Annotated in this window: 26 protein-coding genes; 16 read left to right on the top strand and 10 right to left on the bottom strand. The window is 30.7% G+C overall.

Annotated features, from left to right (window positions below):
- Positions 1–3: 3 nt before the first annotated feature.
- Genes aroC through AJ887_RS04305 form a run of 4 tightly spaced genes read right to left on the bottom strand, consistent with a single transcriptional unit; the run spans position 4 to position 3,166 of the window.
- Positions 4–1,092: a chorismate synthase gene (gene aroC, locus AJ887_RS04320; RefSeq protein ID WP_070239877.1), complete on the bottom strand. Its 1,089-nt coding sequence runs from the start codon at positions 1,090–1,092 to the stop codon at positions 4–6.
- Positions 1,092–1,766, bottom strand: coding sequence for a ribonuclease III (gene rnc / locus AJ887_RS04315; RefSeq protein ID WP_002862275.1), 675 nt, complete (start codon positions 1,764–1,766; stop codon positions 1,092–1,094). Before rnc ends, aroC begins: the two co-directional genes overlap by 1 nt.
- The gene (gene rnhA, locus AJ887_RS04310; RefSeq protein WP_070239879.1) at positions 1,753–2,193 is read right to left on the bottom strand and encodes a ribonuclease HI; all 441 of its coding nucleotides are present in this window, start codon (positions 2,191–2,193) and stop codon (positions 1,753–1,755) included. Before rnhA ends, rnc begins: the two co-directional genes overlap by 14 nt.
- The gene (locus AJ887_RS04305) at positions 2,180–3,166 is read right to left on the bottom strand and encodes a hypothetical protein (RefSeq protein WP_070239881.1); all 987 of its coding nucleotides are present in this window, start codon (positions 3,164–3,166) and stop codon (positions 2,180–2,182) included. Before AJ887_RS04305 ends, rnhA begins: the two co-directional genes overlap by 14 nt.
- 69 nt (positions 3,167–3,235) lie before the next feature.
- Here AJ887_RS04305 and dnaG point away from each other — a divergent pair, with 69 nt between their 5' ends.
- The 13 genes from dnaG (at position 3,236) to AJ887_RS04240 (ending at position 15,250) form a co-directional block, all read left to right on the top strand.
- On the top strand, positions 3,236–5,053 hold the full coding sequence (gene dnaG, locus AJ887_RS04300) for a DNA primase (RefSeq protein ID WP_070239883.1): 1,818 nt from the start codon (positions 3,236–3,238) through the stop codon (positions 5,051–5,053).
- A gap of 81 nt (positions 5,054–5,134) precedes the next feature.
- Positions 5,135–5,407, top strand: coding sequence for a NifU family protein (locus AJ887_RS04295; protein ID WP_070239885.1), 273 nt, complete (start codon positions 5,135–5,137; stop codon positions 5,405–5,407).
- Complete coding sequence (locus tag AJ887_RS04290; RefSeq protein ID WP_070239887.1) at positions 5,394–5,945, top strand: histidine kinase; 552 nt, start codon at positions 5,394–5,396, stop codon at positions 5,943–5,945. The genes AJ887_RS04295 and AJ887_RS04290 overlap by 14 nt, the downstream gene beginning before the upstream one ends.
- A complete protein-coding gene (locus AJ887_RS04285) occupies positions 5,929–7,212 on the top strand; it encodes a UDP-N-acetylmuramoyl-L-alanyl-D-glutamate--2,6-diaminopimelate ligase (RefSeq protein ID WP_002862278.1) in 1,284 nt (427 codons plus the stop codon). The genes AJ887_RS04290 and AJ887_RS04285 overlap by 17 nt, the downstream gene beginning before the upstream one ends.
- A 3-nt stretch (positions 7,213–7,215) precedes the next feature.
- The gene (locus AJ887_RS04280) at positions 7,216–7,527 is read left to right on the top strand and encodes a YbaB/EbfC family nucleoid-associated protein (RefSeq protein ID WP_002851172.1); all 312 of its coding nucleotides are present in this window, start codon (positions 7,216–7,218) and stop codon (positions 7,525–7,527) included.
- On the top strand, positions 7,524–8,618 hold the full coding sequence (locus tag AJ887_RS04275) for a PDZ domain-containing protein (protein WP_002862279.1): 1,095 nt from the start codon (positions 7,524–7,526) through the stop codon (positions 8,616–8,618). The genes AJ887_RS04280 and AJ887_RS04275 overlap by 4 nt, the downstream gene beginning before the upstream one ends.
- Entirely contained in the window at positions 8,615–9,460 is an 846-nt protein-coding gene (locus tag AJ887_RS04270) for a polyprenyl synthetase family protein (RefSeq protein ID WP_070239889.1), read from the top strand. Before AJ887_RS04275 ends, AJ887_RS04270 begins: the two co-directional genes overlap by 4 nt.
- A 9-nt stretch (positions 9,461–9,469) precedes the next feature.
- Positions 9,470–11,368, top strand: a complete 1,899-nt coding sequence (gene tkt, locus AJ887_RS04265; RefSeq protein ID WP_070239890.1) for a transketolase — start codon at positions 9,470–9,472, stop codon at positions 11,366–11,368.
- A 1-nt stretch (position 11,369) separates the two neighbouring features.
- Positions 11,370–12,479, top strand: a complete 1,110-nt coding sequence (locus AJ887_RS04260; protein WP_002862282.1) for an ABC transporter permease — start codon at positions 11,370–11,372, stop codon at positions 12,477–12,479.
- Entirely contained in the window at positions 12,480–13,202 is a 723-nt protein-coding gene (locus AJ887_RS04255; RefSeq protein WP_002862283.1) for an ABC transporter ATP-binding protein, read from the top strand.
- A gap of 2 nt (positions 13,203–13,204) precedes the next feature.
- Positions 13,205–14,095: an MlaD family protein gene (locus tag AJ887_RS04250; RefSeq protein ID WP_070284862.1), complete on the top strand. Its 891-nt coding sequence runs from the start codon at positions 13,205–13,207 to the stop codon at positions 14,093–14,095.
- Positions 14,095–14,694: an ABC-type transport auxiliary lipoprotein family protein gene (locus AJ887_RS04245; protein ID WP_002862285.1), complete on the top strand. Its 600-nt coding sequence runs from the start codon at positions 14,095–14,097 to the stop codon at positions 14,692–14,694. Before AJ887_RS04250 ends, AJ887_RS04245 begins: the two co-directional genes overlap by 1 nt.
- A 55-nt stretch (positions 14,695–14,749) precedes the next feature.
- Positions 14,750–15,250 (top strand): flagellar FLiS export co-chaperone, encoded by a 501-nt coding sequence (locus AJ887_RS04240; protein ID WP_002871263.1) that lies wholly within the window; start codon positions 14,750–14,752, stop codon positions 15,248–15,250.
- 370 nt (positions 15,251–15,620) lie between these two features.
- Here AJ887_RS04240 and map read toward each other — a convergent pair whose 3' ends face one another.
- The 6 genes from map to AJ887_RS04210 all read right to left on the bottom strand — a co-directional run bounded on the left by map (position 15,621) and on the right by AJ887_RS04210 (position 20,242).
- Positions 15,621–16,379 (bottom strand): type I methionyl aminopeptidase, encoded by a 759-nt coding sequence (gene map, locus AJ887_RS04235; RefSeq protein WP_002856112.1) that lies wholly within the window; start codon positions 16,377–16,379, stop codon positions 15,621–15,623.
- Positions 16,380–16,388: 9 nt separating this feature from the next.
- Positions 16,389–17,132: a glutamate racemase gene (murI, locus tag AJ887_RS04230; RefSeq protein WP_070239894.1), complete on the bottom strand. Its 744-nt coding sequence runs from the start codon at positions 17,130–17,132 to the stop codon at positions 16,389–16,391.
- 1 nt (position 17,133) lies between these two features.
- The gene (locus AJ887_RS04225) at positions 17,134–17,595 is read right to left on the bottom strand and encodes a C40 family peptidase (RefSeq protein WP_053872195.1); all 462 of its coding nucleotides are present in this window, start codon (positions 17,593–17,595) and stop codon (positions 17,134–17,136) included.
- 8 nt (positions 17,596–17,603) lie between these two features.
- On the bottom strand, positions 17,604–18,773 hold the full coding sequence (gene nhaA, locus AJ887_RS04220) for a Na+/H+ antiporter NhaA (protein WP_070239897.1): 1,170 nt from the start codon (positions 18,771–18,773) through the stop codon (positions 17,604–17,606).
- Positions 18,770–19,918 carry a Na+/H+ antiporter NhaA gene (gene nhaA / locus AJ887_RS04215; protein ID WP_070239899.1) on the bottom strand — a complete coding sequence of 383 codons (1,149 nt, stop codon included), beginning with the start codon at positions 19,916–19,918 and terminating at the stop codon, positions 18,770–18,772. Before nhaA (AJ887_RS04215) ends, nhaA (AJ887_RS04220) begins: the two co-directional genes overlap by 4 nt.
- A gap of 141 nt (positions 19,919–20,059) precedes the next feature.
- A complete protein-coding gene (locus tag AJ887_RS04210) occupies positions 20,060–20,242 on the bottom strand; it encodes a YjfB family protein (RefSeq protein ID WP_070284860.1) in 183 nt (60 codons plus the stop codon).
- A gap of 331 nt (positions 20,243–20,573) precedes the next feature.
- Between AJ887_RS04210 and AJ887_RS04205 the strand changes: the two genes are divergently transcribed.
- From AJ887_RS04205 to AJ887_RS04195, 3 genes are all read left to right on the top strand, one after another.
- Entirely contained in the window at positions 20,574–20,777 is a 204-nt protein-coding gene (locus tag AJ887_RS04205) for a hypothetical protein (RefSeq protein ID WP_070239903.1), read from the top strand.
- Between the two features lie 349 nt (positions 20,778–21,126).
- Positions 21,127–23,220, top strand: coding sequence for an FTR1 family protein (locus AJ887_RS04200; protein WP_070239906.1), 2,094 nt, complete (start codon positions 21,127–21,129; stop codon positions 23,218–23,220).
- Positions 23,217–23,756, top strand: coding sequence for an iron transporter (locus tag AJ887_RS04195; protein WP_002778842.1), 540 nt, complete (start codon positions 23,217–23,219; stop codon positions 23,754–23,756). The genes AJ887_RS04200 and AJ887_RS04195 overlap by 4 nt, the downstream gene beginning before the upstream one ends.
- The last annotated feature ends 41 nt before the right edge of the window (positions 23,757–23,797 follow it).

Below are 23,797 nucleotides of genomic sequence, written 5' to 3'. Positions count from 1 at the left end.
TTTTTATTTTAATCCATAAGCATTTTTTAAATTGTTTAAATTCGCACTCGCATTCAAAAGCAAACAATCAGCCAAAACCAAACGCACCATAGCACTAGCTACAACACTTCCTCTAACACCTACACAAGGATCATGCCTACCTTTGAGTTCAAATTTCAAATTATTACCAAATTTATCTATACTTTCTTGTTTGGCAAAAATAGAAGGAGTAGGTTTAAAATAAGTTTTTAAAATAAGATTTTCTCCATTTGAAATTCCTCCTAAAATTCCTCCGCTATGATTGCTTAAAAACTTGCCATCTTTTAAAGCATCATTATTACACGATCCGCGCATTTTGCTTGCATTAATACCTTCACCTATTTCAACTGCTTTAACAGCATTAACTCCCATTAAAGCATGAGCTAATTTAGAGTCTAACTTATCATAAAGAACTTCTCCAAGTCCCACAAGCATACCACTAACTTTTGTAAAAACGGCAGCGCCTACACTATCTTTTGAACTTCTAGCATTTAAAATTTCATTTTTAAAGTCACTTTCTAGTTTTGGATCAAGGCAAAAAATTTCACTTTTCTTAGCAAATTCAAAATCAAATTCTTCTTCTTTCAAATTTGATACAAAAGTTCCTACTCCAAAAACACCACTTTGAACACAAATACCAAATTCACGCAAAAGCATCGCTGCAACTGCACCACCAGCCACTCTAGCAACACTTTCTCTAGCGCTTGATCTACCTCCACCCCTATGATCTCTTATGCCATATTTATAAAAATAAGCAAAATCCGCATGAGCAGGACGAAATAGATCTTTTAAATTATCATAATCCTTAGAATGAGCATTTTCATTAAAAACTACTATAGCTATAGGATGACCCGTTGTATATCCTTCAAAAACTCCACTTAAAACCTGAGCTTTATCGCTTTCTTTTCTTGGTGTTGCAAATTTACTTCCGCCTTTGCGTTTATCAAGCTCATTTTGTAAAAATTCTTCATCAAATTTAACTCCAGCAGGCACTCCATCAATAATACATCCAACAGCCACACCATGAGACTCACCAAAACTTGTAAATTTCAATCTCGTACCAAAGGTATTCATTATAAAGCTCCTAATTTCTCAAGTGCAATTTTTGCTGCCATTTGTTGTGCTTCTTTTTTGCTTCCCGCAATAGCTCTTGCAAGTTCTTTACCATCAAGCATTAAAGCGATTTCAAATTGCTTTAAATGATCAGGACCAAAAGCACGCACTGTTTCATACTGCGGAGTTTGTCCGATTTTTCCTTGTGTAATCTCTTGTAATTTTGTTTTATAATCTTTTATAAGAATTTTTGCATCAATTTGAGGGAAATTTTTTTCTATAAGCCTTAAAGCAATAGTTTTTGCAAACTCAAACCCAGCTTCTAAATGTATAGCACCTATAATGGCTTCTAACGCATCTGAAAGTATAGAAGGCTTTTCTTTTCCTCCATTGTTTTCCTCAGCAACACTCATAAAAATAAAATCGCCCAAATTTAAACTATTTGCAATTTTTGCAAAAGACTTTTCATTCACTAAAGCCGCTCTAAGCTTAGATAAATCTCCTTCGGCATCTTTGGCGAATTTATGAAAAAGGTATTCACCCACAACTAAATCAAGCACGGCATCACCTAAAAATTCCAGGCGTTCGTTGTTGTAAGATTTTTTAAAACTTTTATGGGTTAAAGCATGTATAAGAAGATTTTTATCTTTAAATTCATAAGTTAAACTCTGCTCTAGTTTTTCAATGTTTTTCATCATTTTCCCTTGCAATTTTCAAAGCAGCTTCACGCGCCAATGTATCACATCTTTCATTTTCCAAATGTCCATTATGTGCTTTTACCCAAAAAGCCTTAATCTTATGAGATTTTGCCACTTTAATATATTCCTTCCATAAATCTATATTTTTTTTACCTTTAAAATCCTTTTTTATCCATCCTTCTAGCCATTCATTAATACTTTGAACCATTAGGTTAGAATCTGTAAAAAGCGAAATTTCACAAGGCTCTTTTAAAACCTTCAAAGATTCAATAATTGCCATTAGCTCCATTCTATTGTTAGTGGTATTAGCCTCAGCTCCAAAACCTTCCTTTTGATACTCCTTATAACGCAAAATATAAGCCCATCCGCCAAAACCTGGATTATTAAGACATGAACCGTCTGTATAAATTTCAATGTGTTTCATTGTTTTTCACTTCATAAATAATTTTACAAGTATTAAACTCATAACAAACAGGACAGTGATAAAAAAATAAAGGCATAACATTTTTACACTCAGAACAACGATATGAAAATTCTAACCCCGCATTAAAAGAATTATCTTTTAAAATTTTTAACATTTTAAAATTAGAATTTTTAAAAACAAACTGATGCGTATCATCATGCTTTGAAATTTTACCCAAAGCATAAAAGAATTCTAAAAAATCTTGATTTTCTAAATTAAACGCTTCATTTTCTCTATAAAGCAAATCACAAATATCAAAAAAATTTTGCCCTAAAAACATATGATATTTTTCAAAAACTAAACGCCCTAACATAGGATTATCTTCTATTTTAAATTCTAAAAGTTTTTTCTTTTTTTCTTCATCAGTGATATTAAAAGTACAAAGTTCTAAAGCTTTGATAAAATCATACTCTTTTTGTACATCTTCATTAAGCTCAAAAAGACATTCTAAAAGTTCTAAATTTTCTTTATAAGAACGAAGTTTTAAATAAACAATTTTTAAAAGTTTTAAGGCTTGTATATTTCTTGGACGCAGTTTTAAAACTTGTAATAAAACTTCTTTTGCACGCTCTAAAAATCCTGCTTTAAAATAAACTTTTGCCAAAGAAAGGAAAATAAATTCTCTTTCTTGTTTATCTTTACATTTTTCAAGAGCAATCAAATAAATTTGAGTTGCTTTTTCAAATTCCCCACTTTTGGTAAAAATTTCAGCCAAAAAACTTAAATTTCCAAAACTCAAGCTACTATTTCTTAACAACTCTTTATGAGCGTTATCCATTTCAAATTTTTTTATAAATTTTTCAAGCTTTTGTTCTTCATCTTTGTTAGCAAATATTTTCCAAATATAATTTGCAACAGCTACAACAAATACTAAAATGGTTAAAATTATAAGCCCTACTAAAGGGTCTCTGTATTCTACAAAGAAAAAATCCATAGTCTCGCTCTAAAAATTTTATGCCAAATTATAGCCAAATCTTTGTATAATTTTAACAAGGTTTGTAAAATGATAACTAAAGAAAGTATAGAAAATTTATCCCAAAGACTTAATATTGTTGATATTATAGAAAATTATATTGAAGTAAAAAAACAAGGCTCTAGTTTTGTGTGTATCTGTCCTTTCCATGCAGATAAAAACCCGTCTATGCATATCAATCCTACCAAAGGTTTTTATCATTGTTTTGCTTGCAAGGCTGGTGGAGATGCTTTTAAATTTGTAATGGATTATGAAAAATTAAGTTTTGCCGATGCAGTTGAAAAAGTTGCAAGCCTTAGTAATTTTACTTTGAGTTATACAAAAGAAAAACAAGAAAATAAAAAAGAGCTAAAATCTATATTACCAAACTTAAATGCGTATTTTAAAGATAATCTCAAACACCACAAAGAAGTTTTAACCTATCTTTACCAAAGAGCTTTAAATGACAAAGATATAGCCAAATTCGAATTAGGTTTTGCAGGAGCAAGTGAAGATAGTATAAGATTATTGCAAAATCAAAAAATTCCTTTAGAAGATGCTATGAGTGTTGGAGCTTTAAAAAAAGATGAAAATAATGAATTTTACGCAAGTTTTATATGGCGTATCACCTTTCCAATCTACGATCATAAAGACTTATTAGTAGGGTTTGGAGGGCGTACTTTAAATCCCAATGCACCGGCAAAGTATGTAAATTCACCCCAAAATATACTTTTTGATAAAAGTAGAATTTTTTATGCTTTTAACATCGCTAAAGAAAATATAGCCAAAAAAAAAGAAATAATAGTATGTGAAGGCTACATGGATGCAATAGCTTTTCACAAAGCAGGGTTTAACAATGCTGTAGCAGTTCTTGGAACAGCACTAACCGAACATCATCTACCTTTAATCCGCCGTTATGATGCAAAAGTGATTTTATGTTTTGACAATGATGAAGCAGGATTAAAAGCTGCGACACGATCTGCATTTTTATTAAGCACAAACAAAATAGACGGTAAAGTGGCAATTTTGCAAGGCGGAAAAGATCCTGCTGAGCTCGTAGCAAAAAATGAAAGCACAAAACTTCATAATATACTCGATGAAGGAATAGAGCTCGGTGAATTTTATATCAGACGCTTAATATCCACTCATTCCATAATTTCTGCTCTTGATAAACAAAAAGCTTTAGAAACTATACAAAAATTTACCTTTAATCTTGAACCTTTAGTGGCAAATTCTTACACTAGTCTAGTTTCAAATTTATTAAAAGTGGATGAAAAATTTATCGTCTTATCACAAAATTCAAAAAAAACCATACAAACCCCTTTAATTTCTCAAAATAAATACAATTTTCCTAAAGAAAAAATTCACATTGCAGAATTAGAACTTATAGCTTTTTTAAAACAGCATCCAGATATATGTAACGATTTTAAGCAAATTAGTGATAGTGTTTGTTTTAAGCATAAAATTTTATTGGATAAAATTTTAGAAAAAAAAGGTTATGAAGATAGTGATATTAGAGAATTTGAAAGTAAAAATATTCGAAAAAATTTAAACTATAGCGAATTCTTGTTAGGTATTTGCAAGGTTAATTTAGCTTTTTTAAACAATGTAAAAATTAAAAATTCTACACTCGCATTAAAAAAACAACTTTTTACGCTTATTGATAAAAATTTAAATCTTCTAATTAAAAATTTAAATACCGAAGAATTAAATAATTTTTTAAAAGAATATTTAAGCTTCTTAAAATATGAAAAAAACGAAGAAATTCTGCAACAATCATTTAGAAACTTAAATGGAATTTTTAGTAACAAAAACTTTACAGCTTATGATTTAGGATTTAGCGCACAAGATAATGACGAACCTTTTTAATTTATTTAAATTTCAAGCCTTAATTTACCTTTTTTTAAACACAATCACGCTAAAGTATATAAAAATTTTTAAGGATAAATTATGATGCCTTTTAGCGATGAAGAGCTTATAAATCCTGTTAAAGCAAGTTTAGAAAAGAGCTTGCCTATGCTTGAACGTGATGGCGGAGGGCTTGAATTTTTAGGGATTAAAAATGGGGTTGTTTATGTCCATTTAATAGGAGCTTGCAAAGGTTGTGCATCAAGTGGAATGACACTAAAATACGGTCTTGAAAGGCAACTTAAGATTGATATTCATCCAGAAATCACTATAATCAATTTAAACGGCGGAGCAGACGAATTTGCAAAATTATAAAAAACTTGGAATTGAACATTTTTACAAGAAAGATTTTAAAACTGCAAAAATATATTTTTCTATGGCTTATGAAAAACGCAAAAATAAACGCTTGCTAAATTTTATCTGCCTTTGTGATCTTGCTTTAAAATCTCCTAAAGAAGCTTCTTTACTTTTTGATTTTTATATAGAACATTACAAAATCTCTAGCATTGATAAAGACTTAGAAGAAATTTTAAGTACAATTGAATTTAAAAAACAAGAAAACAAACAGGAAAACGAATTTGAAGATGGGCATGCGTTAAATTATCAAGATTTTTTAAAAAGCGAAGAAGAACTTGGCTTTCAAAAAAGTTTTGAAAATATCATTAACAGCACTAAATTAGTTATTGATAATCGTGATGATTTTTTAGATTTTTTGGAAAAATTACTTGATAATGGCTATAAAGATATGACTTTAAATTACATAGAAAATGTTATGCCTCATTTTTGGGCAAATGATAGATTTATCAAACTCCAAGAAAAACTCATGGGATTTAAAAGTGAAATTAAAACTTGAAAATTCATTCATTACAGATAACACCTTAGAGTGTGAAAAAGAATGCTTTTTTTTGCAAACCACACAAAATGCTAAATTTCACGCTCAAGCCTTAGAAAAAGGTGCAAAAATCATTGATGTAAATGAGTGTAAAAAACTTTTAAAAATCGATGAAAAGATTCAAATCATAGGAATCACAGGAACCAATGGCAAAACCACAACCGCAGCAGCGATTTATTCTATCTTATTGGATTTAGGTTATAAGTGTGGGCTTTGTGGGACAAGAGGAGCTTTTATCAACGATGAACAAATTGATGAAAAATCCTTAACCACCTCCCCTATTCTTAAAACCTTAGAGTACCTACAAATAGCCACTCAAAAAAAATGTGATTTTTTCATCATGGAAGTAAGCTCACACGCACTCGTTCAAAACCGTATCGAAGGCTTAAATTTTGCTGCTAAAATTTTTACCAATATCACTCAAGATCATTTAGATTTTCACGGTACTTTTGAAAATTATAAAGAAGCAAAAGAACTTTTTTTTACAGATGAGAGTTTAAAATTTATCAACAAAGATGCTTTGGCTATTAAATTTAATGTGCGTAACGCTTTTACTTACGGCATAGAAAATCCTGCTTTATATCAAATCAAAGCCTATTCTTTAGAAGAAGGCATTAGTGCTATTGTAACAAATAAAAATCAAACTTTTCACATAGACTCGCCCTTACTAGGACTTTTTAATCTTTACAATCTTCTAGTTGCTAGTGCTTGTGTGAATGAACTTGTAAAGCCTGATTTAAAAGATTTGGAAAAAGCTATCAGTGGATTTGGCGGAGTTTGTGGCAGGGTAGAACAAGTAGCAAAAGGTGTGATTGTGGATTTTGCTCATACGCCTGATGGCATTGAAAAAGTGCTTGACACTCTTAAAAATAAAAAACTCATCGTTGTTTTTGGAGCAGGTGGAGATAGAGATAAAACCAAACGCCCTTTAATGGGAAAAATCGTCGAACATTTTGCAAAAATTGCTATCATTACAAGTGATAATCCACGCAGCGAAGAACCAAAAACCATCATGGAAGAAATTTTATCAGGCTTTGCTAAAAAAGAAAAAGTTTTAACGATAGAAGATAGAAAAGAAGCCATAAAAAAAGCTTTAGAACTAAAAGAAAATGACGATTTAGTCGTTATTTTAGGCAAAGGTGATGAAACTACTCAAGAAATTAAAGGGATAAAATATCCTTTTAGTGATAAAGTAGTTGTTAATGAAATTTTAAAAAATCAAGGATAATCAATGTTTGAAAATATGGATTTTTCTAAAATGGGTGAACTTTTAAATCAAGTTCAAGAAAAAGCAAAAAATATAGAACTAGAACTTGCAAATCGTGAATTTAGCGCCAAAAGTGGAGCAGGACTTGTTAAAGTAAGCGCTAATGGAAAAGGCGAGATTATCGATGTTAGCATTGATGATTCTTTACTTGAAGATAAAGAGTCCTTGCAAATTTTACTTATTTCTGCGATTAATGATGTTTTAGCCATGGTTGCGCAAAATCGCTCAAGTATGGCGAATGATGTTTTAGGCGGTTTTGGAGGTATGAAATTATGAAAAAAATTTTAATTATTTGCATGCTTTTTACTTTGTCTTTTGGTATAGAAAGACCTAAATTTGAAGATTTTTTAGCAGGTTATGAAAGAAATAAGGCAAGCATGCTCAACTATGAAGGAATGCCAGCTTTTGCACTCAGTGAAAATTTACTTGCTGTGTTAAAACAGCCTAATACTAAGCTTAACAAATATGTAAAATACGATCCATTTTTAAATTTATATCTTGTAAGAACTGACTTTAGCCTAATCCCTACTCCTATGGGTGATGAAGAAAAACTTACTCGTAATGATTGGGTTGGAATTTGGGATCCTAATAAACCTTATATAGGGCATATTAAGTATTTAGCTCAAAATATTGATGAAAAAGATCAACTTGATTTTAATTCTAAAATAGGACTTTTAGGGACTCCATGCTGTGAAATGATGGGGATTGCTTTAAATAATAGCTCTTTTATAGGCAATCGCTATTTAAAACATTTTATGAAATATAACGATGTTTATTGGGGGGATATTGGCGTTGATTTTGTTGTTCGAGAAAATAAAATTTATGTTAACAATGTAAGAAAAAATCCACAATTTTTAATCAACGATCAAGTTATAAGTGTTGATGGCTTACCCGCCAATGATTTAAGAAAACTCAATGAAAAAATTCTTTTTGCAGATCGCGGAAGCACTCTTTATTTTCAAGTATTGCGTGATAATATGGATTTAAATATTTCTACTGAAGTTTTTGCAAAAGATTTAAGCAAATTTAACCTTCCTGATTCTAAACCAAAACCAAAAATTACAAATTTCACAAGCAATCTTGGTTTAACGGTTAATACTAGTCTTGTTGTAACCAAAATAGATCCAAAATCAAAAGCATCAAATGCAGGATTTATGGTAGGAGATAAAATTTTACGCGTTAATAATATTATTTTAAATAATTTTAAAGAATTACAAAATATTTTAAGTGCTGGTAATGACTTTAGCATCTTAATTGAACGCAAAAGTACTAAATTACCTTTATCAAATTTCAACAATGAACTAGGCGGAAATGCCAACTCAGGTGGCGATGGTAAATTTCAATTTTTCATAAGGCTTACTAAGTGAATTTAAAAGAACTTTTTATCCATCACTTAGAAAAAAATCTACCTAAAGTTGAAAGCTTTCATCCTTTTTTTAATGAAGCTTTAGCCCTTATGCTAAAAGCGGGAGGAAAGCATTTTCGCGCACAATTGCTTTTAAGCGTAGTACAAAGCAATAAACCTGAACTTTTAAATCAAGCTTTAGATGTGGCTTTAGCTTTGGAATTTATCCATACTTATTCACTCATACACGATGATTTACCTGCTATGGATAATGCGGACTTTAGACGAGGAATTCCAACCTTACACAAAAGCTACGATGAACCTACAGCCATCTTAGTGGGTGATGCTTTAAATACTGAAGCTTTTTTAGTTCTAAGTCATGCTCATTTAAAAGATGAAATCAAAATCAAACTCATCAAAACTCTTGCCTTTAATGCAGGGCTTAATGGAATGGTCATAGGACAAGCTATTGATTGTTTTTTTGAAGACAAAAGACTGAGTTTAAATGAACTTGAGTTTTTGCACACACATAAAACCGCAAGATTAATCGCTGCAGCTTTAAAAATGGGTTGTGAAATTTGCGAACTTAACAACGAAGAAAACAATCAAATTTACAAACTTGGTTTAAAACTAGGACTGATTTTTCAAATCAATGATGATATTATCGATGTAACTACAAGCCAAGAACAAAGTGGAAAGCCAACTAACAACGATACTCATAAAAATTCTTTTGTCAATTTGCTTGGACTTGAACAAGCCATAAAAACAAAAGAAAATCTTCTTAATGAATGCGAACAAGACTTAGAAAAACTCAATGAAAAACTCGCGCAAATGATACAAAATTTAATAATTCAATACTTATAAAGGCAAAAAATGGACATTCAAATTTTACAAGAACAGGCAAATACTCTAAGATTTTTAAGTGCTGATATGGTGCAAAAAGCAAACTCAGGACACCCAGGTGCACCTTTGGGTTTGGCAGATATTTTAAGTGTTTTAAGTTATCATTTAAAACACAATCCTAAAAATCCCACTTGGCTAAACCGTGATAGACTTGTATTTTCAGGCGGACATGCAAGTACTTTGCTTTATAGTTTTTTACATTTAAGTGGCTATGATTTAAGCTTAGAAGATCTTAAAAATTTCCGCCAACTTCATTCTAAAACCCCTGGACACCCTGAAATTTCAACTCTTGGAGTAGAAATCGCTACAGGCCCTTTAGGACAAGGCGTTGCAAATGCTGTAGGCTTTGCTATGGCAGCAAAAAAAGCGCAAAATTTGCTAGGCAGTGATTTAATCGATCATAAAATTTATTGTCTTTGCGGAGATGGGGATTTACAAGAAGGCATTTCTTATGAAGCTTGTTCTTTAGCAGGACTTCACAAGCTTGATAATTTCATACTTATTTACGATAGCAACAATATCTCCATAGAAGGCGATGTAGGTTTAGCCTTTAACGAAAATGTAAAAATGCGTTTTGAAGCACAAGGATTTGAAGTTTTAAGTATAAATGGACACAATTACGAAGAAATCAATAAAGCCTTAGAACAAGCTAAAAAATCCACAAAACCTTGTCTTATCATCGCAAAAACAACTATAGCAAAGGGTGCAGGAGAGCTTGAAGGCAGTCATAAAAGCCATGGTGCACCTTTGGGCGAAGAAGTGATTAAAAAAGCCAAAGCACAAGCAGGTTTTGATCCAAATATCAGTTTTCATATCCCACAAGCAAGCAAAATCCGCTTTGAAAGTGCTGTAGAACTTGGGGATTTAGAAGAAGCAAAATGGAAAGATAAGCTTGAAAAAAGTGGTAAAAAAGAACTTTTAGAAAGGTTATTAAATCCTGATTTTAGCAAGATAGCTTATCCTGATTTTAAAGGAAAAGATCTTGCTACAAGAGATAGCAATGGTGAAATTTTAAATGTTTTAGCTAAAAATTTAGAAGGATTTTTAGGTGGAAGTGCGGATTTAGGCCCTTCAAATAAAACAGAACTTCACGGCATGGGAGACTTTGTAGAAGGTAAAAATATCCATTTTGGTATCAGAGAACATGCTATGGCAGCGATTAACAATGCTTTTGCAAGATATGGAATTTTCTTACCATTTTCAGCAACTTTTTTCATCTTTAGTGAGTACTTAAAACCTGCCGCAAGAATAGCAGCTCTAATGAAAATCAAACATTTTTTCATTTTCACACACGATAGCATAGGTGTGGGCGAAGATGGACCAACACACCAACCTATAGAACAACTTAGCACTTTTAGGGCTATGCCAAATTTTTTAACCTTTAGACCTGCTGATGGAGTGGAAAATGTCAAAGCCTGGCAAATAGCTCTAAATGCAGGTATTCCAAGTGCTTTTGTACTTTCACGCCAAAAACTCAAAGCTCTAAATGAACCCGTTTTTGGAGATGTAAAAAACGGAGCATATTTACTTAAAAAAAGCAAAGATGCTAAATTTACACTTTTAGCGAGCGGAAGTGAAGTTTGGCTTTGTCTAGAAAGTGCAAATGAACTTGAAAAACAAGGTTTTGCTTGTAATGTTGTTTCCATGCCTTGTTTTGAACTTTTTGAAAAACAAGATAAAGCTTATCAAGAAAGATTGTTAAAAGGTGAAGTTATAGGTGTTGAAGCAGCACATTCTAATGAACTTTATAAATTTTGCCATAAAGTGTATGGCATAGAAAGTTTTGGAGAAAGTGGCAAAGACAAAGATGTGTTTGAACACTTTGGCTTTAGCGTTTCAAAGCTTGTAAATTTTATCCTTAGCAAATAAAATGAATACAAATTTCAAATTTCAAAACAACACTCTTTTTATCTTTGGAATTTGGGATAAAACAAGTATTTATAAGTTAAAAATAAAAGATTTTTTAGCTTTGATTCAAAGCAAGGAAGTGATTTTTGATTTTAAAGATCTAAAAGCAATCGATACCGCTGGAGTGAGATTTTTCCTTGCTTTGGAAAATGACCTTAAAGATAAAAATATTAAAATCACCAAAGAAGGCTTAAATTCACGCTTTCAAACCCTTTTTGAACTTTGTGAAAAAAATTACCAAAGACTAAGCAAAACAAAAAAATCACATAAAAATTTCAGTGAATACTTTATCGATCTTGGAAAATTAAGTTTAGAACTTTTAAAAATTTTAAGAAAATTCATCAATTTCACAGGAGCTTTTTTCACAAGTCTTTTTTTATGCCTTAAAAATCCTAAAAATTTTCGCTTTATTGCTTTTTTATATCATATAGAAAATTCTGCTTTTAAAGCCTTGCCTATAGTTATTTTAACTGCTCTTTTAGTAGGAGTGGTTTTAGCCTATCAGGCCGCTTATCAACTCGCACAATTTGGAGCCAATATTTTCATAGTAGATTTGATGGGAATTTCAGCCACTAGAGAACTTGCACCTTTAATCGCTGCCATAGTGATCGCAGGAAGAAGTGCAAGCTCTTATACCGCACAAATTGGAGTGATGAAAATCACTGATGAAATTGCAGCTATGAATACTATGGGTTTTCGTTCTTTTGAATTTATTATTATTCCACGTGTTATGGCTTTGGTAGTGGCTATGCCTTTAATCGTTGCCATTAGCGATGCAATCAGTATTATAGGTGGAATGATGGTTGCAAAATTAAATCTTGATATTTCTTTTGCCGAATTTTTAAGACGCTTTAGAGAAGCTGTAGATATAAAACATATCTTTATAGGACTTGTAAAAGCACCTATTTTTGGATTTTTAATAGGGCTTATTGCTTGTTTTCGTGGTTTTGAGGTAAAAAACACTACACAAAGCATAGGAATTTATACCACAAAAAGCGTTGTAAATGCTATTTTTTGGGTGATAGCTTTTGATGCTTTATTCTCTGTTATTTTAACTTCTGCAGGAATTTAAATGGTTATTAAAGCGCAAAATATCATTACAAAATTTGGAGAAAAAATCGTCCATGATGGCGTAAGTTTTGAAATCAAAAAAAACGAAATTTTTGGTATTTTAGGAGGTAGCGGAAGTGGAAAATCCGTCCTTTTAAAACAAATGCTTATGCTTGAACATTTTGATGGTGGAGAATATGAAATTTTAGGCTATAAACTTAAAAATATCAACGAAGAAGATGCACTTGCTTTGCGTAAAAAATGGGGCGTGGTTTTTCAGTTTGCTGCACTTTTTAGCTTTTTTAATGTTTATGAAAATATCGCTATTCCTTTAAAAGAATACACTCATTTAGATGAAAATAGCATACAAGAACTGGTTTTAATGAAACTAAAAATGGTAGGCTTAAACGAAAGTGTTTTAAAACAATTTCCAAGTGAACTTAGTGGCGGTATGCAAAAAAGAGTGGCAATTGCTAGAGCTTTAGCACTTGATAGTAAATTGCTTTTTTTAGATGAACCTACTTCAGGACTTGACCCTCATAGTAGTCGCGAATTTGACGATTTGGTTTTAGAGTTAAAAAAAAGCTTTGATTTAAATATCATTTTGGTTACACATGATAAAGAAAGTATGAAAAATTTACTCGATCGCTTTATCATTTTAGAGAATAAAAAAGTTGGATTTTGCGGTACTTATGAAGAATTACGCTTGCAAAATGAACGACTTTTTAAAAGATTTATGGAGTAAAAGTGGAAAATAGAGCAAATTATTTTTTTGTAGGACTTTTTGTTTTTGGAGTATTTTTTGCAAGTCTTGGTTTCATACTTTGGCTTGGGGGATACTCTAAAGAAGAAAGTTTTAAGTATTATGAAATTCACACACAAGAATCTGTTGCAGGACTTGGCATAAAAGCACCCGTAAGGCTTTTGGGCGTGGAAGTAGGTAGCGTAGAAGAAATCAGCATTTACAATCAAGATGAGCTCGGCGTTAACATACGCATCAAGGTCAAAAACAATACCCCTATAAAAGAAGACACCTTTGCTACTTTGCAACTTCAAGGTATCACAGGACTTAAATTTGTCCAACTTCAAGGCGGAAGTAAAAATAGCAAAGATTTAGTATCTATACAGGGAAAACTTCCAGTCATTCCTTTTAAAGAAAGTTTTTTAGCAACCATAGATAGACAAAGTGAACATATTTTTTCTTTAGTTAAAACGGCCGATGATAAATCAAAAGAACTTTTAAGCGAAAAAAATCTTAAAAATCTAGAAATCCTTTTGCAAAATCTAGCAGAATTAAGTGCAAATTTAAACGCTAATTCTAAAAATTTAAGCCTTAATCTTTCAAACGCAAGTTTAAAAATAGGAAAAATGGCTGATAATATAAGCCTTAGTGCGCAAAATTTCAACTCCAGTCTTAAAGACATAAAAGAAAGTACGATGGTTTTAAAAAAATTCATAAAAAAAGCTGATGAAAAATTAAACACTTATGATGATATTAAAGCATCTTTGATGCAAAATTTAGAGCTTTTTAAACGAATTTTAATTGAAAGCAATATTCTAATAGAAAATTTACAAAACAGCCCTGCTGATTTGATTTTTAAAGAAACTAAACCTAAACTAGGACCAGGAGAAAAATAATGCTAAAGCAATTATTCTATATTTTGACTTTTATTTTTATATTATGCGGATGCTCTTTAAGACACGAAACCATCAACAAAAATGAAAATATCATATTAAAAGATGAAGGAATAGACTCAAATATTTTTTTTAAAAAAACCGGTAAAATTCTTAAAATTCGCAATGCAAATGCACCTTGGTATTTAAACTCGCGAGCTATTGTTTATATAGATAATGGTTTTAGCAACAAATACGCACATTATTTCTGGGGAGACTTACCAAGCAATCTTTATTCTTTTTTAATTTTATCAAAATTTGAACAAAGCAATATTTTTACAACCTTACTTTCTTCAACAAGCTCTTTAAATGCGGATTATGCCCTTGAAAGCAGGATTAACTCTTTTGAACAAATTCTTAACAACAATGAAAACTACGCTCAAATTTCTATAAGCGTAAATTTCATAAATCTTGAAAACAATCAAATAATAGCTCATAAAATTTTCAATACTAAAGAAAAAATAGAAAAAAAAGATATCCGCTCTACTTATAATGCTTTTCAAAAAGCCTTAAATAAAATTGGAAATGAGATTGTTTTTTGGGTAAATTCTAATTTATCCTAATTTAGGAACACTTTTTGCTTTTTAAATATTTAGCAATATTTTTGAAAGGTAAACAATGAAAAGTGATTTAGATATATTTAAAAAACACTTAGGTGAAATTCAAAGCGTGAATGAATTTAAAGCAAATCAAATTTGCTCTCAAATCAATGATGCAAATGATTTTATAGGAGCACTTCAAGTACTTGATATGTCTTTAAAAAAAATAGAAAAAAGCATTCTAGAAAGAATAGATGAAAATTCAGATGATATGCAAAAAAGAACTCTTGATGCCACAGCATCACAACTTATACAAAACTGCTCTTTCATGGGAACAGCCCTTTTTGGAAATATTTTCAATGTTTATGTTGGTAAAAAACTTTTTGAATTTGAAATTGCTAATCCACTTTTAATTCTTCAAACAAGTAATTACGAAGGTGTATTGGCCTATATACAAGATAAAAGAGATGAAATAAAAATCATTCTATCAGAGTTAGCAACCGCAATCACCATGGGCGAAACTATGGATAATGCTGGAATTTATAACTCTACAATGGATTTTAAAAATTTATTTAAATAAGAATAGTAATCATTTGTTCTCTTTAAGCAAATATAATATATTTTAGCTTAAAGAGATTTTCCAAACTCTAAAAGAGAGTTAGGCTACGAATAAAAAGGGGGAGGGAAATAGCCTAACCCAAACGAGATCTTAAAAGATCTCTTTAAACTAAAATAAATATTTAGATAATTTAATAAAAATTATTAAATTATCTAAACCATATTTATGTTTTAGTTTAATACGATGTGACACTTTATTCTAATAACACTTAATATATTATAAAAATATTATTTAGTAACTTAAATTATTAAAGAATATTACTACAATATTATTTAAAAAATTTTAAATTTTTAGGATTTTAAGAAAAAAATATTATTTTTATAATTTAATATCATATCATAGAAAGAATTTCAGCACGCCCATTAATCACAGCAACACAATGTTCATAATGAGCCGCATTAAGCCCATCAATACTTCCAGCATCCCATTTTCCATTATAATGTTTTGGTGTTCCATCTTTTTGGCATATCATAGGCTCTATACAAAACACCATTCCATTTTTAATTTTAGGGCCACTTTTTGCACTCGCACCTTTTTCTAAATAGTTTAAAATTTCAGGCTCTCCATGGGGCTTTCGTCCTATACCATGTCCACAATATCCACGAAGCGGGACAAAACCTCTTGCATGGATAAATTCGCCTAAAGCAGCTGAAAGTTCCTTAAAACGCATTCCATCATGAATAATATCTATAGCATGATATAACGCGTCTTTAGCACAAGAGATTAAAGCTTTATCAGTGGGTGAAACTTCTCCTATAGCAATGGTTCTTGCTGCATCCCCATAATACCCATCAATCAAACTTCCCACATCAAGACCTAAAATATCACCCTCTTTGATAATTTTATCATCTGGAATTCCATGGATACAAACTTGATTTAAAGATGTGCAAATAGCACCTGGAAAACCATAAAGTCCTTTAAATGATGGCTTGGCACCAAGGCTTAAAATATAATCTTCTGCCATTTTATCAATTTGTTTTAAACTCATTCCTATTTTAATTTCATTCTCTAAAAAATTTAAAGTTTTTGCTACAATTTGATTTGCTATTCTTAATTTTTCTATTTCATCTGGTTTTTTCAATTCTATCATTTTATTTCCTTATAAATTTAGCCAAATTTTAGCAGTATTTTTTAAAGATTCAACATCGCTTGAAGCATAAAAATGCAATCTTGCTTTATGATTTTTCAAATCTATATTTTCTCTTTCTTTAAGAAATTCAACTATAGCATCTCCTGAATGAATTAATTTTGTTTTATCGCCAAAATACTTACTTAAAGAACGACCTAGTAAAGGGAAATGAGTACAAGCAAGTATCAAAGCATCTGGAATTGTGATATTTTTAAAATAATACTCCATAGCACTTTGCAAAAAATCTCCTTCAAAAATACCTTCTTCAACCATAGGCACAAAAAGCCCTGTAGCTAAAGCATTTATATTTGTATATCCTTGAGATAATAAACGCTTTTGGTATTCTTCTGATTTAATGGTTGCTTTTGTTGCAATGACTAAAATTTCTTTATTTTTATCATGTAAAGCTTTTATCGTTGCTTCAACCCCTGCATCAATTACGCCATATACCGGAAAATGTGCTTTTGCTTTTAAAGCATCTAAAGCATAAGCACTAGCAGTATTACATGCAATGATAAGCATATCAATTTGGAATTGTTCAAAAAATTCCAATGCTTCAAGACAGAACTTTATAATAGTATCTTTATCTTTCACCCCATAAGGAACTCTTGCGGTATCTCCATAATAGATAATTTCATCAAACAGTCTAGCTTCATAAAGAGATTTTAAAACACTAAGCCCCCCTACTCCGCTATCAAATACACCTATTTTCACTTTAATACCTTCTTGCTCCTATATAACGAGCCTTCCAATAAGAACTATTTAACTCGACTTCTTTTACTCCACCTTTAGTAGATAAATGTATAAATTTTCCCTTGCTCGTATAAATACCAACATGCATACCATTTGGCCCTCTACCTGTCTTAAAAAATACCAAATCTCCTGTTTGCAATTTTGATTTAGAAACTTTTCTCCCAGAACCTAATTGAGTTTTTGTAGTGCGAGGTATGCGTATATTAAGCTGAGCTAATACACTCTGTGTAAATCCTGAACAATCAGCACCTTTTTTAGTAGTTCCACCTAAAACATAAGGAGTTTTTTTCCATTCATTTGCTATAGTCTTAAGTTTTGTTTCTTTATTTGTATTATAAATCGGACGAGTATAGTTTAAATTCTGATAAAAACTACATCCACTTATAAAGAATACAATCGTGATGATGAAAAAAATATGCCTCATCAGTCCCCTTAAGATCGAGTAGCAAAGAATTTAAGATAAATAAAACCCCAAATCCCAGAACAAAATGAAGCTATAAGAATAGCTAAATTATCTGCATAATTAAAAATATCACTGACTTCATACGCCAAGCCATCGATAAACAAACTCATTGTAAAACCAATACCTGTAAGTATACAAACCCCATAAAGTTGTTTCAAATTTGAACCTTGAGGCAAGGCTGCAAATTTAAAGCGGATTGCCAAATAAGAAAACAAAAATACACCCACTTGTTTACCCACAAAAAGCCCCAAGAAAATACCTATACTTACACCTGAAAAAATTGCTCCTATGTCGATATTGGATAAATTTACCCCAGCGTTAGCAAAAGCAAATAAAGGCAAAATAACAAAAGCGAGCCAAAATTTTAGACTTTCATAGATTTCTTCTAAAAATGCTTCTCCATTTTTAGTTTGCATCGGTATAAAAAATGCTGTTATGATTCCAGCCAAAGTTGCATGCACACCACTTTTTAAAACACTAATCCAAAGAATAACTGAGCAAATAAAATAAAAAGACTTTCTTGTTATTCCTAAAATATTTAAAACAAGCATTACCAAAATAGCAATTCCTGCAACGACAAAAGCAACTATTGATAATTTTGTCGTATAAAAAATAGCTATAATTAAAATAGCACCCACATCATCAAAAATAGCCAAAGAAAGTAAGAAAATTTTTAAACTTGATGGAATATGCTTACCACACATCATTAAAATCGCTAAAGCAAACGCTGTATCTGTAGCTGTAGGTATAGCCCAACCTTTTAAAGTATAAGCATCTCCTATATTTACCAAAGCAAACAACATCGCAGGTATAAGTATACCCCCTAAAGCAGCCATAAAAGGTAAAACAATATTTTTAGGATTTTTAAAATCCCCATGCAAAAATTCCTTCTTAAGCTCAAGCCCTATAGCAAAGAAAAATATAGATATAAGCCCATCATTTATCCAAAGCAAAAAAGGTTTATTAAGCTCAAATTCACCTACACTAAATCCGACTTTTAAATTTAGAAATTCTCGATAATGTTCGCTAAAAGATCCATTTTGCACAAGCAAAGCAAGCAAAGTACAAACTATAAGTAAAACACCACCAAAAGCCTCATTTAAAACTAAAGTTTTTAATTTATGTACTATATTATTCATTTAACAATCTTAAGATAAATAAAACCAACAATGGCACTTAAAAAACTAGCTATTAAAATAGCAAGTTTATCCGCATGTTCAAAAATATCACTATTTTTATAGGCCAAACCATCAATAAATAAGCTCATCGTAAAACCAATGCCTGTTAAAATACATATACCATAAAATTTTCCATATTTAATATTTTCAGGTAGTTTTGCAAGCTTAAGTTTGATAGCAATAAAACAAAAAGTAAAAACACCTAGTTGCTTTCCTAAAAATAATCCTAGAATAATTCCAAGGCTTACAGGTGAAAATACTGAACCAAGATACATATCTCTGATATCAATCCCAGCATTAGCAAAAGCAAATAAAGGCAAGATAAAATAAACCACCCAAGGATTTAAATCCTTAAGAACTTCATGCAAATAAGGTTTTTTATTTTTTGTATCAAGCGGTATAAATAAAGAAATAATCACACCAGCCAAAGTCGCATGTACTCCACTTTTAAGCATAGCTATCCACAATACAACACCTACTAACACATACAAAGAAAGATGGGTGATGTGATAATAATTTAACAAAAGCAGAGCAAATATACAAAACAAACAAATAATAATCGCCAAAGCTGAAAGCTGATCTGTATAAAATAAAGCAATAATAACAATAGCGCCCAAATCATCAAAAATAGCTAAAGAAAGTAAAAAAAGCTTTAAACTTGTAGGAATTTTATTTCCTAAAAGCATCAAAATGCCTACTGCAAAAGCTATATCAGTTGCTGTAGGTATTGCCCAACCTTTCATAGCAAAATCATGGGAATAATTAATAGTAGCAAAAATTAAAGCAGGAGTAATCATACCCCCAAAAGCTCCAAATATAGGTAAAGACACAGCTCTTATATTTTTAAGCTGTCCGCGTAAAATTTCATATTTTAACTCAAGTCCTATACATAGAAAAAATATAGCTATCAAACCATCATTTATCCATAAATCCAACGACTTTGAAATTTGAAAATGATCAAATCCTACTGTAAAATTAGCATGAAAAAAATCTGTATAAATAACACTTAAAGAAGAATTTTTACATAATAAGGCTAAAAATGTAAAAAATATAAGCAAAATACCAGGGAAAGTTTCACTTAAAACCATCTTCTTTATCATTTGCATCCTTGCTCCTAAATAAATATTATAAAAATTTAATACGATAAATAAAATGGCAAAATTATAACGAAAAAATACTAAAGAAATAATTATTTAAAAAAACAAGCTCAAGATACCAACAAGTTCTTAAGCTTGTTCTTAAGATATTTAAGCGTAAATATCCAAACCACTAGAGCTAGAAACTTGTGGAGCGGAGGCTTGAGAGACACCTTCCATACCTTCGATGAGTTTATTCATCAATGCCTCGTTTGTGTCCATAGATTTTTTCAAAACTGAAGTATTAACAGCAGTCATTAAATTAGCATTACCCATAGAAATATCTGAAACCATATCATCCTCCTTTTAGATTGAGTCTTAAGACTTTATTTAAATCGGATGATATTTTTAAAACTTAATATTTTTTACTAAACTTTTTAAAATTTTTCAAGGAAACCAATATCTGAAATTAAAAATCATAAATTTTTTAAGATAAAATCCTATTTTAAAAATTTTTACACTATGAAACAATAAGCAAAATATAAATGGTTGATACTTTTAGAAGCAAATGAAATAGATAAAAATTTTACTTCAATAAATTTAAGTTTTATCTTATTTATACGATTTATAATATAATCAAAAATTACAACTTAAAAAGCTATTGCAATTATATAGGAGTTTGCTAATGTTACTTAATACACCTTGTAGGGGAATAGTAGATACAAATTTTGAAAGTAAAAGAATTAATATAACTTCAACTTTAAAATTTCAAGAAAAAAAAGAAAAAGTAGAAGCTAAAGCTGAGAAAGAAGAAGCAAATAAAGACAATAGCAATTCTATAAACACAGATACCAACAAAAAAGATAAACTTTTGGATATATCTACTTAATCTAAAATATGCTATAACCATCTCCTTGAAGAATACACAATAAATGATTTTTTGATTTTTATTAAGCTTTTAAAACACTAAAAAAGGAAAAATTAAAAATACAAAAACAATATCCCAAAGTGGATAGTTTAGAAGAAAATCTTGCGATACTTAAAAACAACCCATATTAAATCACAAAAATAAGATATATTTAAAAATTTATTAAAATATATCTTAAATATAATTAATAAAAAATATTATCAACACAAAAGCTTATTTTTTAGTTCTATTTAAGATTTTTAATATTATACTAGCCATTATTTATTTTGATAATAAATATTATTTTTATCAAAAACCAAGGGTAATGATAATGAAAATTTTTAAAATTATATTTTTAATTATAAGTATTTTTTTATCAAGCTCAGCTTTTGCTAGAGTAGATGATTATATTAATGAAGCAAATCTTATCAAAGATATGCTAAAACAAAGCATAGAAACTTATAAAAAGGGGGATAATCTAGGTGCTAAAAAGCTTAGCGAAGATGCGTATTTTCAACATTTTGAAAATATGGAAGGCCCTATAGGAAGAAACATAGGAAGAAAAGCCATCACCATGGAGCGTAAATTTGTAAATTTGCGTCGCATGTATAAAGATGAAGCTCCTTTAACACAAATTAATGCTTTAATTGATAGTCTTTATTATGATCTTGATGAAGTAGCCCCAATCTTACAAAATGGATATCGTTTAAAAGCAGAAGCAAGCGATACAAACTATGATAAGGCTAAAGCTGAAAAATCAAGCCTAGAAGCCAATGCCAAACGCGAAGCTGATGCAGAAGCTTTAATCGCACAAATGATGGGCGTGGATAAAAAAGATTTAGCACAAAGTTCTTTAGGCACTCAAACTCCTAATACACCTACAAACAACGATGCGAGCAAACTTACAGATGATAATGCAAGCGCTGATTTACAAGCTGCTGCTGCAATGGACGTAAGATTGCAATTTATACTAGATAATATCTCTACCAAATTTTCACAGGCAGCTAATGCTTTTAAAGAAAAAAACTACCAAGCTAGTAAAGATTTTTTAAATGATGCCTTATTTAGTGATTATCGCAATACCAAAGTAGAAATTTTAGTAAATAAATTTACCAAAGCAGGAAACGATCAAAAAATTCAACAAGCCATACGCACCCTTATACGCCAAATCAACGATGCAAAAATAGATGAAAAAGACTTAAGAAATGGCTTAGATAACATAGAGGAACAAATTTTTGATGTTTTCTTACAAATTCCAAATTCAGAACTTTCAAGTTTGCAAATTTCAGGCTTTAATGATGAAACAAAAGGCAAAGATTATGCCAAAGTTTCTAATGATATCAAACTTGCCTTAGATGGAATTTTGAAAAATTATGATGGCTTTAGCGCTTCTATAGTAGATGATTTGCAAGGAATTTATCTAGATACTTTTGAAGCAAGCGGTATGGAAAATAAAATCGGTGCTGTAGATAGCGGCTTAAAACTTAAAATAGAAAGTTTATTTTCCAAAGGCGTAGCACTGATTAAAGCAAGTGCAGATAAAAAAGAGCTTGAAGCTACTTTTAATGACTTAGAACAACTCATAGCAAACAGTGTAGATAAAATTCAAGATTCCACCCCTTATTCGTTGTTTATATGGGCTTTAGGCATTATTTTGCGTGAAGGCTTGGAAGCTTTGATTATCGTTGTAGCCATTGTTTCTTATCTTGTGCAAAGTGGCAACAAAAATCGTCTAAATATCGCCTATAGTGCTCTTTTTACAGGAGTGATTTTAAGTTTTATTACCGCTTTTGGAGTTTCTTGGCTATTCAAAGAAAATGCAGGACAAAGTAGAGAGCTTATAGAGGGTATTACCATGCTTATAGCCGTATTACTACTCTTTTATGTGGGCTTTTGGCTACTTTCAAACGCACAAAATAAAAAATGGACAAGCTTTATCAAACAAGGTGCTATAGATGCTATATCAAACAATAGTGCAAAAACCCTTTGGATCACCGTATTTTTAGCTGTTTATAGAGAAGGTGCAGAAACTGTGCTTTTTTATCAAGCCTTGCTTTTTGATGCTAAAACAAGCACTGATTTTAGTGCTGTTTTTGGTGGGCTTGGACTTGGAATTTTAATACTTATTGTTTTATATTTTCTTTTAAAAGCAGGAGCCATTCGCATACCTGTAAAACAATTTTTCTATATCACTTCTTACATTATTTTTTACATGGTTTTTGTTTTTACAGGCAAAGGCATAGCCGAACTCATAGAAGGAAAAGTCATCATTCCTAGTCTTATACCTATGAATTTTGAACCGATTTTATGGCTTGGAATTTATCCTTACTATGAAACTTTAATCCCTCAATTTATAGTTTTGATCATGCTAATTATTGGCATTTTAATAACAAAACAAATTTCAAAAAAAGGAGTAAAATCATGATAAAAAAAGTTTTATCAGTAGTTGCTGCAGCTGCGGTTATTAGTACAAATTTATTTGCAGGCGAAGTGCCAATCGGTGATCCAAAAGAACTTAATGGTATGGAAATAGCCGCTGTTTATTTACAACCTATTGAAATGGAGCCAAGAGGTATTGATTTAGCTGCATCTTTAGCAGATATTCACCTAGAAGCTGACATTCACGCACTTAAAAACAATCCAAATGGTTTTCCAGAAGGTTTTTGGATGCCTTATTTAACTATAGCTTATGAACTTAAAAATACCGACACAGGTGCGATTAAACGCGGAACTTTGATGCCTATGGTGGCTGATGATGGTCCTCACTATGGCGCAAATATCGCTATGGAAAAAGATAAAAAAGGTGGCTTTGGCGTAGGAAATTATGAACTTACTTTTTATATCTCAAATCCAGAAAAACAAGGTTTTGGACGCCATGTTGATGAAGAAACAGGCGTGGGTAAGTGGTTTGAACCTTTTAAAGTAGATTATAAATTCAAATACACAGGCACGCCAAAATGATTTTACACTCGGATTTTCCGAGTGTTTAAATATTTTTATTT

It is taken from the genome of Campylobacter sp. BCW_6466, assembly GCF_001762835.1.
In the GTDB taxonomy this organism is placed as follows: domain Bacteria; phylum Campylobacterota; class Campylobacteria; order Campylobacterales; family Campylobacteraceae; genus Campylobacter_D; species Campylobacter_D jejuni.
Note: the sequence above shows the minus strand (reverse complement) of the source record. Positions and strands in the feature narration are given on the sequence as shown.